The sequence below is a fragment of the Prevotella jejuni genome, from assembly GCF_900187995.1.
Taxonomy (GTDB): Bacteria; Bacteroidota; Bacteroidia; order Bacteroidales; family Bacteroidaceae; genus Prevotella; species Prevotella jejuni.
The window spans coordinates 19,477-36,598 of sequence record NZ_FZNZ01000027.1; the positions used below are offsets into that span (position 1 = coordinate 19,477).

Below are 17,122 nucleotides of genomic sequence, written 5' to 3' on the forward strand. Positions count from 1 at the left end.
GTATTTGTAATAATCTAAGTATCTCAGAATAGCTTGTTATAGAATTCTGAATATTTCTCTTTAAGCTCAGTGTCATCAATAGGATGTTCTAATAACTGCTTATCATTACTCTTTGCATAATTAATAAGGTCAGTATGTACTCCATCACTGGTTCCAATAACACCATCCGAATAATCGATAGCTAACTTACCTAACTCCTTAAAATCAAAGTTATCACCATACTCCTTTAAGTACTTAGCCTTTGCATCTCGGAACTCAAGACAATGCTTAAAGTTTGTCCCTAAGCTATCTTGTGGTTGTTCAGCAAAGAGTGAGGTAACTACTTTAGAGTTGGCAAACTGTGGTTCATCTTTGTAAGCTGTCTTTACATAAAATGGGATTACAGATGACATCCATCCTTGGCAGTGGATTACATCAGGTGTCCATCTAAGTTTCTTAACAGTCTCAAGAACTCCTCTTGCGAAGAAGATGGCACGCTCACCATTATCAGGGTAGTCATTTCCTAATTCGTCCTTTGTCATAGCTGGGCGTTTTTGGAAATAGTCTTCATTATCAATGAAATAAACCTGTATACGTGTCTGCGGAATACTTGCCACCTTGATAATCAATGGATGGTCGGTATCGTCTATAATCAAGTTCATACCTGAAAGGCGAATAACCTCATGCAACTGCCCTCTACGTTCGTTGATATTTCCCCATCTTGGCATGAAAGTGCGAATTTCGAATCCCGCTTCTTGCATGATGTGTGGCATTTCAGCGCCATAAGAAGACATCTCTGTTTTTGGCACATAGGGCATGATTTCTTGATTAACAAATAATACTTTTTTTCCCATTCTTATCTTATCATTTTTGTTTTCGCAACTATAATAAGTATGCGCCAAGAATGTATAAACTCCAAGGCGCAACTTATTGGGTGCAAAGTTACTAAAAAAAACTGATAATACAGTTGCTTTCTTCTGAAAACAAATAAAAAGTAGAGCACATTGAGATTATTTAATTAAAATCTCGTCTATTTAATTATTTTGTTGTTACTTTGCATTGTCAAAAACTATAATGATTGATGAAAGTTATTCAAAAGATTGTTGAACTTCAGAACGAACTATTCTCTTACCGTAAGAACAATAAGACGATTGGCTTAGTTCCTACGATGGGGGCGTTGCATGCTGGGCATGCTTCACTTGTGAAACAAAGTGTCAAGGAGAATGATGTAACGGTCGTTTCAGTTTTTCTTAATCCTACCCAATTTAATGATAAAGGTGACTTAGAACGTTATCCTCGTACGTTAGAGACTGATTGCCAGCTTCTTGAAGCGTGTGGTGCAGATTATGTCTTTGCTCCAACAGTTGAAGATATCTATCCAAAACCAGATAATCGTCAATTTGAGTTCTCGCCCCAGTCAACAGTGATGGAGGGTGCAAAGCGTCCTGGTCATTTCAATGGTGTTTGCCAAGTTGTCAGTAGATTGTTTTATATTGTTCGTCCTGATAGGGCTTACTTTGGTGAGAAAGATTGGCAACAGATAGCTGTCATTAAGCGACTTGTCGACTTTATCGGTATGAAGGACAGTATTACTATAGTTGAATGTCCAATCGTACGTGAGCAGGATGGCTTAGCTATGAGTTCTCGCAACATGCTATTGACAGCTGATGAACGGGAGATAGCACCGAAGATATATGAGGCCTTGCGCAAGAGTGTTGATTACTCTCAGTCGCATAGTGTTGCTGAGACGCAAGAGAAGGTCGTTAATGAGATTAATGCAGTTGACGGACTTGAGGTTGAATATTTTGAGATTGTAGATGGCAACACACTCCTTAAAGTAAATACATGGGAGGATTACGTTGTTGGTTGTATTACGGTTTATTGTGGTCATACGCCTATCCGCCTTATTGACCATATAAAATACAGAGGATAATAAGTAAAGATGTTGATTGAAGTATTAAAGAGTAAGTTGCATTGTGCCACTGTGACAGAGGCCAATCTGCATTATATGGGAAGCATTACCATTGATGAAGACTTGATGGATGCAGCTAATATGATAGCAGGCGAGAAGGTTCAGATTGTAAATAACAACAATGGTGAACGCTTCGAGACCTATATTATAAAAGGTGAGCGAGGCTCTGGATGTATCTGTCTTAACGGTGCAGCTGCCCGTAAAGTTGTAGTTGGTGATGAGGTGATTATCATCTCTTATGCAATGATGGATTTTGAAGAGGCAAAATCCTTTAAGCCTTCTGTTGTCTTTCCAAAGGAAGGTAATAAACTGTAAGTAGATATTGTAAGCTGGTTGTAGGGACTTTAATCCCTCGAATTTATAAGTGGTGGGTGCATAGCTCACACTTTTATAACCATACAATCACATTTCGTTCTCCATTGTTCGACAAAGGGGCCATTTATTAATAAGTTCGAACTTATAATAAATCGGTGCTTGGGTAACTTGGAGGAGGGTATGTGATTGTCTGTTTTTTATTGAGAGATACACGATAAAAGTTTAGCCTATATCAGTTTATTGTGTGTGACTTACTATACCTTATATAATATAGTCCATCTATCTTCTTTCTCCTAAATCGTGTTACAGAGTTTCTAATACTATTCTATAAATTGTAGAGTCATAGGATAATTCGAGTTTCATTTCCTCTCAGAAAGGGTAAGGTGTAAGTGAAAGAAGCTTACTCTTTTGTGATGCTCATATTGGGCATCATACAAGTACGTATGATACTAACCTAATACTACGATTTAGTTTTAAATTAAGTTGCTGTCATTTTTAACATTTCGTATAATCCTTTGTGAACTAATTTGTTATACAACTATTAACGATGACAGGAATGACAGCAAAATTATTTTTGGTCAATTTGCTTTCAGTTCAAGTCCTATTCTAATCCTACTCTTGTTTTATTAGGAGATAGCTTGCGCTTAGTTGGAAAAATGAGATACTAAAAAGAGAGGGTATATCATGTCGACATACCCTCTTTAAGAAAATGTTATACAGTGCCAGCTGACATTAGTCAGCTGAAAGCTGAATTATTCAATAACAACCAATGGGTCGTCCTCAAGCACAGCTTGACCGACCTTCACAGCAATAGCAGTCACCTTACCATCCTTTTCGGCTTCGATGTTATTCTGCATCTTCATTGCCTCGAGGACAACAACAGTGTCGCCAGCTTTCACCTCCTGACCAACAGTCACCTCAACAGATGTGATGGTTCCTGGAAGTGGAGCCTTAACAGCTGCAGAACTGTTGATAGCAACAGCAGGAGTAGCCTCCTCACTTGCCTCAGCAGCAGCTGGCTTACCAAGCTCAATCTTCTTCTTCTCTGGCTCAGCAGGCTGTTCCATCTGTACTGCATACTGCTCTCCGTTGACAGATACTTCTGCAACATTCTCGGCATTAATCTCACCAATCTCGACTTTATATTCCTTGCCGTCGATAGTATATTTGAATTCTTTCATTGTTGTCTATTATGGTTTCTTTGTCATTATCTCGAACTTAGCATCCCACATTGTCTGCTTTGGCAGAATAGTGATAAAGCCTGGTTCGTTATCGTGAACATTGTTTCCGGCAAACTCATAGAGTGCCATTGCAATAGCTGCATATACGTTCTTATCCATAGTCGCGTGCCTCCTTATTACATTGGCATACAGCCATGTTTCTTAGCTGGTAAGTCTTGCTTCTTATGAGCCAACTGAGCCAAGCCACGGCAGATGCGGAAACGAGTGTTGCGTGGTTCGATAACATCATCAATGTAGCCGAACTGAGCTGCCTGATATGGATTAGCAAATTTCTCTGAGTACTCCTCTTCCTTTTCAGCGAGGAACTGCTTAACGTCGCCACCCTGCTCTTTAACTTCCTTAGCTTCTCTACCACAGAGAACGGCAACAGCACCAGATGCACCCATAACGGCAATCTCTGCGCTTGGCCATGCAAAGTTGAGATCAGAACGGAGCTGCTTACAACCCATAACGATGTGTGAACCACCATAGCTCTTACGCAATGTGATAGTAATCTTTGGAACTGTAGCCTCACCGTAAGCATAGAGCAACTGTGCACCGTGAAGAATTACAGCGTTATACTCCTGACCAGTACCTGGGAGGAAACCTGGTACGTCAACAAGTGAAACGATTGGAATATTGAAAGCATCGCAGAAACGAACGAAGCGCGCACCCTTACGGCTTGCGTTAGTGTCTAATACTCCTGCGTAGGCTGATGGCTGGTTAGCTACGATACCAACACTCTGACCATTGAAACGAGCGAAACCAGTGATGATGTTCTTAGCAAACTTTGGCTGAACCTCGAAGAACTCTCCGTTGTCAGTTACAGCTTGAATTACCTTGTACATATCGTATGCCTGGTTTGGATCGTCTGGGATAATCTCGTTCAAGAGGTCTTCCTTACGGTCGATAGGGTCGGTACACTCTACACGTGGTGCTTCCTCGCGGTTGTTTGAAGGAATGTAAGAAAGGAGCTTCTTGATAAGGTCCATTGCCTCTTCCTCAGTCTTAGCTGTGAAGCTTGTTACACCACTCTTTGAAGCGTGAACGCTTGCACCACCAAGGTGCTCTGCGTCGATATCTTCACCAGTTACGGTCTTTACAACCTTAGGACCAGTTAGGAACATGTAACTTGTCTGCTCCTTCATGATGATGAAGTCTGTCAATGCTGGAGAGTAAACTGCACCACCGGCACATGGACCAAGGATGCTTGAGATCTGTGGGATAACACCAGAAGCGAGGATATTACGCTCGAAGATTTCGCCGTAACCTGCCAAAGCAGAGATACCCTCCTGGATACGTGCGCCACCAGAGTCGTTCATACAGATGACTGGTGCACCGTTGGTCATAGCCATATCCATTACCTTGCAGATCTTCTGAGCCATTGTTTCAGAAAGCGAACCACCATTTACGGTGAAGTCCTGTGCATAGAGGTAGACGAGACGACCGTCGATAGTTGCTGAACCAGCAACAACACCATCACCGAGGTACTGCTTCTTCTCCATACCGAAGTTATGACAACGATGGAGTTTGAACATATCGTATTCCTCGAAGCTGCCTTTGTCAACCAGCATTTCAATACGCTCACGTGCAGTATACTTTCCGCGCTCGTGCTGCTTGTCGATGGCCTTCTGACCACCACCTAAGCGTGCTAACTCGCGCTTCTCCACGAGTGCCTTGATCTTTTCTGTTTGCTTACTCATAATTTGAATTTATTTTCTTATTTATAGCTTCTTATTGTTATCTATTCATCTTGTCAGTAGGCTCCTCTGCTACTTTCACTTATGTAATTAAGAGCCCTTCTTACTGAATCAAATGCAAAATTACTAAAAAAGGGTGAGATAGTTATCTTCACCTCTTTAAATATTGTTAAGGATTTGTGTTTCATACCTTCTGTTTATATCTGATTGTACATGTCTGTGGGTGAAAGTAAGTCTTTGGTAGGGGAGAATAGTCTGTTGTAAAGTATATCATTTATGCCCATCCTTTATCGTGTCATAGATGATAAAAGGAGTTGCTTGTCGTCTCTTTATTCGTCACTTATCCCTTTGTTTTGTAATAAAAAATCTGAGCAAGAAAATTAGACATGCTCTTTTGACTTCTAAACAAGGCCTGTCTTGCTTGTTGAAGACGCCCTTCTTGGGGCTAATTAACGCCCTTCTTGAACCAAGCTAAGCCTCTTCTTTGTCGCTGTTTCTATCTCTTTGGATATTAGTCGGTTATGAATTTGTTGAGAGCTTACCTTCGAGAAGGATTATGAACTGGTTATCTTTTATTTTGTCATATTATTTCATAACAATGTAGAGTTAGTTTTCATAGTCCTTTCTGTATTTCCTCACTCAAAGTACTTGGTATGTTATAAAAACTATTCGACAGTGAAATCTCGTCTCTGCTATCATTAAAAGCTGAAAAAGGAGCTATGATTAATGGGTCATAACTCCTTCTTCAGATGTCTTATTTTTGTCTACGACGATGGTTACCAGAGAAGTTTGGATTGAAACTCTTGGGTCGCTTATCATTTTGTTTTGCCGATTTTCTGCGATTGTCCGTCGGCTTTTCTTCGCGTCCTTTACGTTTCTTGTTAGGGACGTCAGGTGTACTTCCAATCGCCTTAGGGTCGTAGACAGCACGTGGATGCTGTTTTGACGGATTATCATAGAGCTTGGCTATCAGGTCACTACGCCCAATGCGATGAAGTTCTCGTTCAATGTCACGACGTGCTTCAGGCTTATACCAGAAGAAGAATTGGCGTTGAGCAAGTTTCTCCTTTGGTGTTTTTGCCGAGAAGATAGGCTCAAGTGTATAGGGGTCGTAGCCTGTGTACCATGCTTCCGTGGAGACAGTCATAGGGGTAGGGGTGAAGTCTTGCACCTGCTCGAGGTGGAAATCGAGGTCCTTCGTCAGTACTGCTAACTCGGCCATATCCTCTTCTTGACATCCAGGGTGGGAGGAAATGAAGTAAGGAATAATCTGTTGTCGCATATTCTCCTCACGGTTTATGCGGTCGAAAATCCTTTTGAACGCATAAAACTGTTGAAAAGAAGGTTTGCGCATGAGGTGCAGTACTCGGTCAGAGGTATGCTCTGGTGCAACCTTCAGACGGCCGCTGACATGGCGTGTTATCAGTTCGCGCGTATATTGTTTGGCAGCTTCATTACTCTTCTCATCCTTACTCTTATGAAGCAGTAAGTCGTAGCGTACACCTGAACCGATAAAGCTCTTCTTGATTTCTGGCAGCTCGTCTACTGCATGATAGATTTCAAGTAGTTTGGTGTGGTCGGTTTCGAGATTAGGACAAATCTCTGGATTGACGCAGCTTGGACGTTTGCAATGTTCGCACGCCTTCTGGTTTTTGCCCGCCATACCATACATATTTGCTGACGGACCACCAAGGTCAGAGAGGTAGCCTTTGAAATCAGGCATCTGAACAACCTGTTTTACCTCCTTCAAGATACTCTCTTTTGAGCGGCAGCTAATGAACTTACCTTGATGAGCAGAGATGGTACAGAACGAACAACCACCGAAGCATCCACGATGAATGTTCACACTGTGCTTAATCATCTCGTATGCTGGGATTGTTTTACCACGATACTTTGGGTGTGGTTCACGTGTGTATGGGAGGTCGTAAGCCGCATCTACCTCTGCTGTTGACATCGTAGGATAGGGCGGATTGACGACAGCATAGACGTTGTCGACAGCCTGCAGAATACGTTGTGCGTGTTTCTTGTTAGACTCTTCTTCTATATGCTTGAAGTTTTCCGCTTGATATTTCTTATTATGAAGACATGCTTCATGCGAATGAAGTAGGATGTCATCCTCATTAATCCCACCTGGGATATCATCCTCTTTGCAGAGGTAAACAGTCTGTGGAATATGCTTTAAGTCCTTGATATGAGCCCCATTCTCTAACTCCTGTGCAATGCTAACCACCTGTTTCTCGCCCATACCATAGATAATCATGTCGGCATGTGCATCGCAGAGAATACACTTACGAAGGCAATCTTTCCAATAGTCGTAGTGGGTAAGACGCCGTAGTGAAGCCTCAATGCCGCCTAAGACGATAGGAACATCGGGATAGAGCTGTCGGAGAATATTAGAGTAGACTATACTTGGATACTCTGGTCGCAAGTCGTGTCTACCATCAGGAGAGTAGGCATCTTCGGAGCGTAGACGGCGATTAGCGGTGTATTTGTTCACCATCGAGTCCATTGCGCCTGGCGAAATACCGAAATAAAGGCGCGGCCGGCCTAACTTCTTAAAGTCACGGAAGTCTCCATGCCAGTCGGGTTGTGGTACGATAGCCACCTTATAGCCAGCTGCTTCAAGTGTTCTACCTATGACAGCTGCTCCAAAGGCAGGGTGATCAATATAGGCATCACCCGAGAAGAGGATAATATCTAACTGGTCCCAACCACGCAGTTCCACCTCTTTTTTAGTGGTAGGGAGGAAATCTGTTAGTTGAAATCTTGATGGTTTTAATACTTTCTCTTCTTTCTTAACAACACGCTCTCTGTTCTGTTGTTGAGTTGGTGTTGTTTTCTTATGCTGCTTAGCAGGTCTTGTATTTCCTTTTTGTGAACTCAAATGATGTTTGTTTTAATTGATTTACTTTCTGAGGAGATAAGCTATTTCCTACGCATAGGGGCTTGTTATTGTTTTGAACACAGATAGATAGACATCATCGTCTACTCTTCAGTGTCTTGATGAGACAAACTCCATTCTTTATAGAGAGCAACAAGATTCTTCAGTCCGATACCCTTCATGTTTTGATTATAGATGACATCAAGACATAAGTCAAGTAAGTCTTTGTCCTTACCCGGTTCTGACTCAAGCAGACCACGTACGTTAAACTTAAGTTTGTCAAGGATGTCTTCGTCGATAATCCCATTGGAGTTGACCAGTCCTGATAGGAGTGAATACTTCTTGATAGTCTCAAGATGGCAGTCTGTTATCTCAATGCTTCGTGTGCCAGAAGCGTTTGCTTGAATTTTATACATAGTAATTGCGTTTTTAGATAATTCTATTTATTTCTTTAGCAAGAAGTTAACTATTCCCTTCATAATACTATTGCGGGTAGCAGCATCCTTGATACATTCAAAAGGAAAGGCGAGTGTAAACACACTGTTGTTGGTTCCTTTATAGGCTACAGCCGCTGTATGGCCATCGGCATAAGTCAATGTACTGAAGGCGTTGTCGGCAGGTTGGATGTTATCTGGCGTGTAAGCACCATAATGTTGTTCGTTGATAGTTCGATAGACATCGAACGACATACCCATACCCGTGACGATAGAGTTATAATTATCAGGGTTAGCACTGTCAAATGTAATCTTGAGGTTGTTTCTCAACCAGTCTTGTTCGTCAGTCCCTTGCATGTCTGATGCAATATAAGAACCACTGACAAAGAGATTGCCACGGCCATTGAGATACTTTGTGAGTTGTTGACGAAGGGATGGTTTGAAGGTCTTATAATATAATAAACTATGCCCATCATCTTTCTCATTGCCAAGGAGTAAGTCTACCATAGCATACTTTGAAAGGTTTATTTCACCATTCTCAACGGCTTTACTACTACAACTAACAATGTTGTATCTACCAGCATGACGTAATGCTTCTGCATGTTCTCTTACGTAGTTGAAGTCGTTTCCTGCTATAATCTTACCAACAAGTTCCTCTCCTCCATAGCCTAAGGCGTTAGGTCCTTCCTTACCAATCATAGCCTTGTTAAAGTTAGCTTGTCTTCCTGCCCATCCAGCGACAGGACCATAGCTAAGGCCTGGGTCGGCCTCAAGGTCAAACCCTTGTTCTGCGTTTGTGTTCACCACAGCTGGAGAAGAGAGGCGGTGGAAGGCATTGACAATAAGTATTGTCTGACTTGCACCATCGTTACGTAAGGCAGAAAGGGTCTCTGTTGGGAAACTCTCACCACCACGATTACAAGCCGTTACCTTAAAGTTATAGACTAAACCAGGTTGTAGCTCTATCTCAAAAGACGGGTTACGAACGTTCATACCATTGTCAAATCCGGTTGTTCCCATAGCAACATAAACGTTGTAAGAGGTAGGAGTTGCTGTAGGCTCATTGGCATCGAAGGTTGGTTTCCATTGTAGTCTAATCTTCTTAGGGGATATGTATTCAATCTTGAAATTACTTGGTGCAAGGGGTTGTACGGTATAGGTCTTACCGTGCATGTTAGCTTCATATTTCAAGATAGTCTTATAGACCGAGCGTGCAAGCGTGAATTTGAAGTTAGGATCTTGCCCTAACATTATGTCAGGGAAGTTCTGATGTGATAGTGTCTCAAGTATGGCTGATGGTACTTCAGGCAGACGAGTCTCGCTATAGTTGCGATCCCACACAGAACGAGTGACCCAGTTCACATGGAAGGCATTGTCTATATCTCTCTTAACATTGCTAACCAACTGTTCTGCAAGTGTTTTTGAAACCTTACGTGAAAGGCCATCTCCTAATGTCTTATTCCCTTCTTGGGTTGTACAAATTCCTAAGGTACCCACAAAACTATTGTCGGCTTTATATCCAGCATCACTATGAACAGCCAAAGCAAGCTCGATAGGCACCTTCTTCCCATCTTTCTTGTCAGGGAGATAGCATGACCCTCCAGCCAACCAATTCGTCATCAGTGATCGACAATTGATATCGTCGTTATAGTCGTTAGAGCCATTACTCTTGCTGACGACACTCCAAGGCGCACCAGCCCATTGTGTTGAGTATCTCGCTCCTTCAAGGAATCGAGGTAAGCCACTCAATGTTCCTCCACGAACAATGTTACCCATACCACCACCGAAGCGTACTGCGTCAGTAGTTACTATGCCTCTATGCGAACTATGATTAGTCAGTACAACAGAGTTGTTGATACTGTTTCCTTTGTCAAACTCAAATGTTCCAAGATAAACCCATGTGCCGCCACCCATGCGCTGATTGACGTGGAAATGAGTTTCTTGGCCTTGGTGGAATACAATATACTCCGCTGCTTCCACACTCTTCTTCTGTGTCTGGTAGCTTACATATACTGCATAACGTCCTGTTTCGGGGAAAGTAGGTTGATAGACAACGGAACTCAGCTTGCTATCACGCTTTCTTGCCTTGACCTGTCGAGCCGTACCAGCAATAAACGGGTTTTCTCCATCGTTATAACTACCATAGTGAAGTGCAAAGCCTTTCTCACTTGTGTTGCTCCATTTCTTCTTAAGACTTTCCTCTTTATAGTTGACTTTATTGTCATTATCAACTATGATTTCATTCCTTTGCCAGTTCCTTTCACGTGGTGAGTAGACAATTGCTCCTGCGTTTTCAAGCATGGGTATGAGATAAGGGAGAACTATCGTTTGTGTATAAAGATCCTCGGTAGTACCAAATAAGATAGGCCTTTGCCATCTCCATCCACCTTTCTTAGCATCATAATATCTTCCATGAGATGACCAAACAGAAAGGTGTCTGTTCTGTAAGCCATCTGTTATTTCATTCGGGCGGGATACATTCTTAACCCAAGGTGCATCTTCATAATTCGTTCTTCCCCATGACGCCTTACCTGTTTGTGCATTTGTTGTAGCAAATGACATAGCAAGAAGTGCAGTACAAAGCAATTTTATCTTCATTATCCGTCTAATTCTCCTATCGTAAACAGTTCTGGATGTTTACCCTTAAAGTCTTTGAAATACAATTTGATTTCCTTCATATCCTCCTCAATGTTGCCCGATGGTATGATTACTTTCGAACATTGAATTAGCTTCTTGTCGTAATCTAAGCCGTAAAGGTGGATGGGTAGCTGTGCTTTTAAGGCTATATAATAAAAGCCTTTCTTCCATTCAGGGTTCAGACTTCTGGTACCCTCGGGCGTAATACATAGTTGAAAACTATCAGCCTTCATAGCATGTTCGGCCAGTCTGTCGGTCATACTCGTATGCTTGTCTCGCCATACAGCAATTCCACCGAGCCTACGGAAGATAGGACCCAACGGCCAAAAGAACCATTCCTTCTTCATTAGGAAGTTGCTTTTCTGTTGTTCGGCCCTTACGTAGAGTTGTCCTATAAGGAAATCATAATTACTCGTATGGGGTGCAAGACAAATAATAGCTTTGTCAGGTAAAGTGTACCTAACATCTTTCTTCCACCCCATAAAACTATAAAGTAGCCACTTAGCTATAGCCTGTAACATTATGCAAGGTTATTGAGTTGGTCTACTATCTCATTGACTTCTTTACTAAACTTATCTTTCAAATCATTGAAGTATACCTTGGCAGGCATGCCTGGTTCTACATGAGATACGCGTCTGATGTAGTTGCTATGCATTACCAATATTGACGTGAGGATTGCCTCAGTATTATCATTATCATGCTCTTCACCATAGAGGGATGCTGCGATACCCTCTGTAAACAAGTCACCACAAATATAATTGATGGTGCGTTTTAAATCTCTTTTGTTGCTCATATTAATCCTAAATAGCTATATTTATATTCATCGTTCAAAGATAAGTAAAAAATTAGAAAGGCAAGGCTTTCTTACATAAAAATAGAGTTAAAATTTTAATTTAGCGTCTTTTCCTTTCTATTATCGGATAAAAAAAGTAATTTTGCAGAGTAGATAAGGATATAACAAAGAATTATTATATTTCAAACATTAAATTAAACACATGGAAATTAGCGCATTGCAGAAGGAAAGAGCAGGCTATCAGCCCAAGTTGCCTAAGGCTCTTCAGGGTGCAGTAAAGGTGCAGGAAGGTGCTCCTACACAGAGTGTTGACAATCAGGAAGATATCAAGAAGCTATTCCCTAACACCTACGGAATGCCTCTCGTTGAGTTTGTTCCAGCTGATTCAGCTAACAATGCAAAGATCAACGTTGGTATTATCCTCTCTGGTGGTCAGGCTCCTGGTGGTCACAACGTTATTTCTGGTCTCTTTGATGAGGTTAAGAAGTTGAATCCAGAGAACCGTCTTTATGGTTTCCTCATGGGTCCTGGCGGTCTTGTTGACCACAATTATATCGAGATAACAGCTGAGAGTCTTCAGGCTTATCGCAACACTGGTGGTTTCGATATGATTGGTTCTGGTAGAACAAAGCTCGAGAAAGAGGATCAATTCGAGAAGGGTCTTGAGATTCTTCGTAAGTTAGATATCAAGGCTGTAGTAATCATTGGTGGTGATGACTCTAATACCAATGCTTGCGTATTGGCTGAGTACTATGCCGCTAAACAGTATGGCGTACAGGTTATCGGTTGTCCTAAGACTATCGACGGTGACTTGAAGAACAGTCAGATTGAGACTTCTTTCGGTTTCGATACAGCAACGAAGACTTATTCTGAGCTTATCGGTAATATCGAGCGTGACTGTAACTCTGCTCGTAAGTACTGGCACTTCATTAAGTTGATGGGCCGTTCTGCTTCTCACATTGCGCTTGAGTGTGCTTTGCAGACACAACCTAACATCTGTCTAATCTCTGAAGAGATTGAGGCAAAGGACCAGACTTTGAACGATATCGTTGAGAACATTGCTGAAGTTGTTGCTTATCGTGCAGCACAGGGAAACAATTTTGGTGTTGTATTAATCCCAGAGGGCCTTATTGAATTTGTCCCTGCTATTGGTCGTCTAATCCAGGAATTGAATGACTTATTGGCTGCTCACGGTGCAGAATACTTGAACCTTGACAAGCAGGCACAGCGTGTATATATCCTTGAACATCTCTCTGCAGAGAACAAGGCTACTTTCGAAACACTCCCAGAAGGTGTAGCACGTCAGCTTTCTCTTGACCGTGACCCACACGGAAACGTACAGGTGTCTCTCATTGAGACTGAGAAACTTATCTCAGAGATGGTTGCTGCTAAGCTTGATCAGTGGAAGAAGGAAGGCAAATACACAGGTAAGTTTGCTGCTCAGCACCATTTCTTCGGTTATGAGGGTCGTTGCGCAGCTCCTTCTAACTTTGATGCAGACTACTGCTATGCACTTGGTTCATCTGCAGCTCAGCTGATTGCTAATGGTAAGACGGGCTATATGGCTATCGTTAAGAATACCACAGCACCTGCTGACCAGTGGAAGGCTGGTGGTGTGCCAATCACTATGATGATGAACATGGAGAGACGTAATGGTGAAATGAAGCCTGTTATCCGTAAGGCACTGGTTGAGCTTGATGGCGCTCCATTCAAGACTTTCGCTGCTCAGCGTGATAAGTGGGCTAAGGAAACATGCTATGTTTATCCAGGTCCTATCCAGTACTGGGGTCCTTCTTCAGTATGTGATTTGACTACTAAGACGCTTGAATTAGAACAGGCTAAGTAATAGTATATTCATAAAGGAGAAATAGGGGATAATTGTGTCCTCTGTTTCTTCTTTTGTTTTTTACTATTGTCTGTTCTTATACAATACACTTATTTCAAGTGTTTAGTTATTAAGGTTTAGTTATACCTTTGGTTTTCAATCTATTATTATCGTGTTAATGCAAGTCCTCAATCGTATGATTACGACTGTAATCCATGCTTAATTGTTGGCTTCCTCATTGTTTATTAAATCAAAAGAAACAGTATCTTTTCAGCATATTCAGCTGCTTTACTAATTTATTTTCATGACAAGAAATAATTTTCTTCACGATAAAAAATATTTTTTTTCACGACAAGAAATATTTTTTTTCATGAAAAGAATTTGTGAAAGTAACCGTCTAATGCAAGATAAAGTAGAATTCTAAATTATCAATCAGTAAGAACATGTTTATTCCCAAAGTACTTCATTCATTGAGAAAGACCTGGAGTCAGATGCCAGGTTGGATGAGATGGGCTGGAGGATTGTGTCTTGCTGCAGGATATAGTTTCTTGTTTTATTTCCTATTTGTCGCACCTACAGGTTTTAGATGGCGTGCTATTTATGGTGACCCTGATTATCCTGAGGGTTACACGATATATGGTATTGATGTGAGTCGTTATCAAGGTACGATTAATTGGAACCGTCTTAGGAACGCAATGATAGACCGTTTACCCATAAGGTTTATCATAATTAAGTCAACAGAGGGCGATGGGCATGTTGACATGAAGTTTAGGGATAACTTCTATAATGCAAAGGAGTCGGGCTTTATACGTGGCGCTTATCATTTCTGGAGTAATAATTCTTCTGCGCGCAGACAAGCTTATTTCTTCTTAGCTATGGTTCATCTTGAGCCTGGAGATTTGCCTCCTGTACTTGATGTTGAGCACAAACCGAAGAATATAAGTACGGAAGAGTTCCAACAGAATATTCTTACATGGTTGCATATAGTAGAAGATAGGTATCATGTGAAGCCTATCATCTACACCTATTATAAGTTTAAGGACCAATATCTCTCAGATTCTCGTTTTGATGACTACCCTTATTGGATAGCTCACTACTATGTTCATCAGATGGAGTATCAGGGGAATTGGAAATTCTGGCAGCATACCGATGCTGGGAAACTGCCAGGTATTAAGGGATACGTAGACTTAAACATCTACAATGGTAGCTTCTATGACTTGCAGCAACTACTTATACAAGAAGATGTTACTGACGTTCAAGAAGTAAGCAGCACCAGTCATGATTCAATAAACGTTGACTCTCTTTCAGACCGAGATCGTTAGCTTTCTGAAGGATAGCCTCTGCGTCCTGCTCATAAAATCCACTCAGAATAATCTTTGAATCAGTTGTCATAACACTGACAAACTCGTCTATGTCTTCAAGGATAATATTACGGTTGATGTTTGCTAAGATAACATCAAAGACTCCACTCACGTGTGAGAGGACTCGCTTGTCGCCTTCAAGCACATCTAACTCTACACCATTTAGTTTGGCATTATGCTCGGCATTGCGCACACTCCACTCATCAATGTCATAGCTTACAACTTCCTTTGCACCGCACTTTGCGGCCACAATACCTAAGATACCCGTACCGCAGCCACAATCGAGAACTCTCTTGTCCTTCAGGTCTTGGTTTAGTAACAAGGAAACAATCATCTGTGTCGTCTCATGTGTACCTGTGCCAAATGCTTGTTGTGCGTCAATAAGTATTTTCATTGGGATAGTCTCAAGTTGAGGATAGTTAGCAATAGCTTCCTCCTCCATATTCTTGCAGACGATAGCACAGCGATTGTCAATGATAATAGGTTCAAAGCCAGCTTTTTCCCACTCCTCATTCCAGTTCTTATCCTCGGCTTGATTAGCTGTAAAAGTAACTGTTACGTCTGGTAGAGGCAGGTTATGTAGGGTCTCAGTGAGTGTATCTTCGTTGAAAAGGTCTTCTTGGCAGTAGCCAACGAGTCCGTCAGGCTCGTCCGTAAAGGAGTCGAATCCTATTTCACCTGTAAGGGCTGCAATAATGTCTCTTACGTCCTGAGAATCAGGTTCTGCCGTAAACTTTACTTGTATATATTTCATCTTGGTGTTAAATTTCTACTGCAAAATTATAAAAAATAGGGAAAAACCTACCATGGATTAGGGAAAATCCGTATATTTGCAAGTAAAGTTGTCTTATTTTTGCACTATCGAAATAGTGTATATACACTGTTGTTGGTGTTAAAGAACAATTAGTAATTAAATATAGGGTATATGAAACGATTAGTTTTTCTTTCGGTTTTGTTTGGAGCTATGCCATTACTTTCAATGGCACAAGATGACCTTTATTTTACCCCGTCAAAGGCAGAGCAGTCTGCTTATCAACAGAATAAGATAGAGGAAGATCGTCCTGTCTATTATAGTGGCATTGGTAAGTCTAATGACGAATACAATCGTCGTGGTAAGTATAACTATAAGAAGATAGGTGTTGACTCTTTGGGTAATGATATCTTTATGTCACGTGTTTCTACGTTGCATGGCGACTCTGTAGTGTTAGATACTATCTATGGAGGTTTTACTCGTCAGTACGAAAGTGATAACGATGACTTTGCTTATAGCAGAAGAATGAGTCGCTTCGATGGCTTCTGGGGTGGTTATTATGACCCTTGGTATGCTGGTCGTTCTTCGTTCTATGTAGGTTGGGGTTGGCGTTCACCTTATTATAGTGGATGGTATGACACTTGGGACGACCCATGGTATTATGGTTATTATGGTGGTTATCCTTATTATAGTTATTACGGTGGCTATCCATATTATGGCTACTACGGCGGTTATCCATACTATTACGGTTATGCTGGTTATGGTTGGTACAGTCCTTGGAGCAGATATTATGGCTATTATGGTGGCTATCCTTACTATGGTTACGGAAGAAGTGGCTACTATGCTTACAATGGACACACTGGTACTGCCAATCACTGGGGTAGTTCTCAAAGGGACTTTGGCTCTCAAGCAAGAAGTAATGTCTATAGCAATGGACAATCTACATACTCAAATCGTCGTGGTAATGTGAACCAGTATGGTAATACAGCAGCTCCACGTAATGATATGAGCAATTATTATGACCGCTTTGGTGGTGCACGTCAGAATGGTTATCAGAATCAGACACGTAGCTATTCTCAGCCAGAACGTTCAACATTCTCACAGCCTTCACCAAGCTCTTTCGGTGGTGCAAGAAGTGGTGGTGGTAGCTTCGGCGGTTCATATTCAGGTGGTGGAGGCAGCAGTTCTGGTGGCTCACGCAGTGCCTTCGGTAGTCATAGATAGTATTTGGGATAATGAATATTTAATTAATAA

At 41.5% G+C, this 17,122-nt stretch carries 15 protein-coding genes; 5 read left to right on the top strand and 10 right to left on the bottom strand.

The window, feature by feature from the left end; genetic code table 11:
* Window positions 1-23 precede the first annotated feature (23 nt).
* The gene (locus CHB62_RS10510) at window positions 24-833 is read right to left on the bottom strand and encodes a glycogen/starch synthase (RefSeq protein ID WP_089366810.1); all 810 of its coding nucleotides are present in this window, start codon (window positions 831-833) and stop codon (window positions 24-26) included.
* A 227-nt stretch (window positions 834-1,060) separates the two neighbouring features.
* Between CHB62_RS10510 and panC the strand changes: the two genes are divergently transcribed.
* Window positions 1,061-1,912 carry a pantoate--beta-alanine ligase gene (panC, locus tag CHB62_RS10515; RefSeq protein ID WP_089366811.1) on the top strand — a complete coding sequence of 284 codons (852 nt, stop codon included), beginning with the start codon at window positions 1,061-1,063 and terminating at the stop codon, window positions 1,910-1,912.
* A gap of 9 nt (window positions 1,913-1,921) precedes the next feature.
* The gene (gene panD, locus CHB62_RS10520; protein ID WP_089366812.1) at window positions 1,922-2,266 is read left to right on the top strand and encodes an aspartate 1-decarboxylase; all 345 of its coding nucleotides are present in this window, start codon (window positions 1,922-1,924) and stop codon (window positions 2,264-2,266) included.
* A gap of 752 nt (window positions 2,267-3,018) precedes the next feature.
* Here panD and CHB62_RS10525 read toward each other — a convergent pair.
* The 8 genes from CHB62_RS10525 to CHB62_RS10555 all read right to left on the bottom strand — a co-directional run bounded on the left by CHB62_RS10525 (window position 3,019) and on the right by CHB62_RS10555 (window position 11,931).
* Window positions 3,019-3,447, bottom strand: coding sequence for a biotin/lipoyl-containing protein (locus tag CHB62_RS10525; protein ID WP_089366813.1), 429 nt, complete (start codon window positions 3,445-3,447; stop codon window positions 3,019-3,021).
* 9 nt (window positions 3,448-3,456) lie between these two features.
* The gene (locus CHB62_RS14910) at window positions 3,457-3,606 is read right to left on the bottom strand and encodes a hypothetical protein (RefSeq protein WP_008822433.1); all 150 of its coding nucleotides are present in this window, start codon (window positions 3,604-3,606) and stop codon (window positions 3,457-3,459) included.
* A gap of 17 nt (window positions 3,607-3,623) precedes the next feature.
* Entirely contained in the window at window positions 3,624-5,189 is a 1,566-nt protein-coding gene (locus CHB62_RS10530; protein WP_004359500.1) for an acyl-CoA carboxylase subunit beta, read from the bottom strand.
* A gap of 751 nt (window positions 5,190-5,940) precedes the next feature.
* Entirely contained in the window at window positions 5,941-8,070 is a 2,130-nt protein-coding gene (locus CHB62_RS10535; protein WP_089366814.1) for a YgiQ family radical SAM protein, read from the bottom strand.
* A gap of 101 nt (window positions 8,071-8,171) precedes the next feature.
* Window positions 8,172-8,483: a DUF8442 family protein gene (locus CHB62_RS10540; RefSeq protein WP_009010587.1), complete on the bottom strand. Its 312-nt coding sequence runs from the start codon at window positions 8,481-8,483 to the stop codon at window positions 8,172-8,174.
* A gap of 27 nt (window positions 8,484-8,510) precedes the next feature.
* Entirely contained in the window at window positions 8,511-11,099 is a 2,589-nt protein-coding gene (locus tag CHB62_RS10545; RefSeq protein WP_089366815.1) for a golvesin C-terminal-like domain-containing protein, read from the bottom strand.
* Window positions 11,099-11,659 carry a 1-acyl-sn-glycerol-3-phosphate acyltransferase gene (locus tag CHB62_RS10550; protein WP_089366816.1) on the bottom strand — a complete coding sequence of 187 codons (561 nt, stop codon included), beginning with the start codon at window positions 11,657-11,659 and terminating at the stop codon, window positions 11,099-11,101. The genes CHB62_RS10545 and CHB62_RS10550 overlap by 1 nt, the downstream gene beginning before the upstream one ends.
* On the bottom strand, window positions 11,659-11,931 hold the full coding sequence (locus tag CHB62_RS10555) for a hypothetical protein (RefSeq protein ID WP_009010590.1): 273 nt from the start codon (window positions 11,929-11,931) through the stop codon (window positions 11,659-11,661). The genes CHB62_RS10550 and CHB62_RS10555 overlap by 1 nt, the downstream gene beginning before the upstream one ends.
* A gap of 202 nt (window positions 11,932-12,133) precedes the next feature.
* Between CHB62_RS10555 and CHB62_RS10560 the strand changes: the two genes are divergently transcribed.
* Together CHB62_RS10560 and CHB62_RS10565 are read left to right on the top strand one after the other, a co-directional pair.
* A complete protein-coding gene (locus CHB62_RS10560; RefSeq protein WP_009010591.1) occupies window positions 12,134-13,777 on the top strand; it encodes a diphosphate--fructose-6-phosphate 1-phosphotransferase in 1,644 nt (547 codons plus the stop codon).
* A 482-nt stretch (window positions 13,778-14,259) separates the two neighbouring features.
* Complete coding sequence (locus CHB62_RS10565) at window positions 14,260-15,078, top strand: glycoside hydrolase family 25 protein (RefSeq protein ID WP_394341643.1); 819 nt, start codon at window positions 14,260-14,262, stop codon at window positions 15,076-15,078.
* On the opposite strand, the gene prmA is transcribed toward CHB62_RS10565, so the two are convergent.
* Window positions 15,002-15,871, bottom strand: a complete 870-nt coding sequence (gene prmA / locus CHB62_RS10570) for a 50S ribosomal protein L11 methyltransferase (protein ID WP_089366818.1) — start codon at window positions 15,869-15,871, stop codon at window positions 15,002-15,004. The two genes, CHB62_RS10565 and prmA, sit on opposite strands and share 77 nt — an antisense overlap.
* A gap of 171 nt (window positions 15,872-16,042) precedes the next feature.
* On the opposite strand from prmA, the gene CHB62_RS10575 reads away from it, so the two are divergent.
* The gene (locus CHB62_RS10575) at window positions 16,043-17,092 is read left to right on the top strand and encodes a hypothetical protein (RefSeq protein WP_089366819.1); all 1,050 of its coding nucleotides are present in this window, start codon (window positions 16,043-16,045) and stop codon (window positions 17,090-17,092) included.
* The last annotated feature ends 30 nt before the right edge of the window (window positions 17,093-17,122 follow it).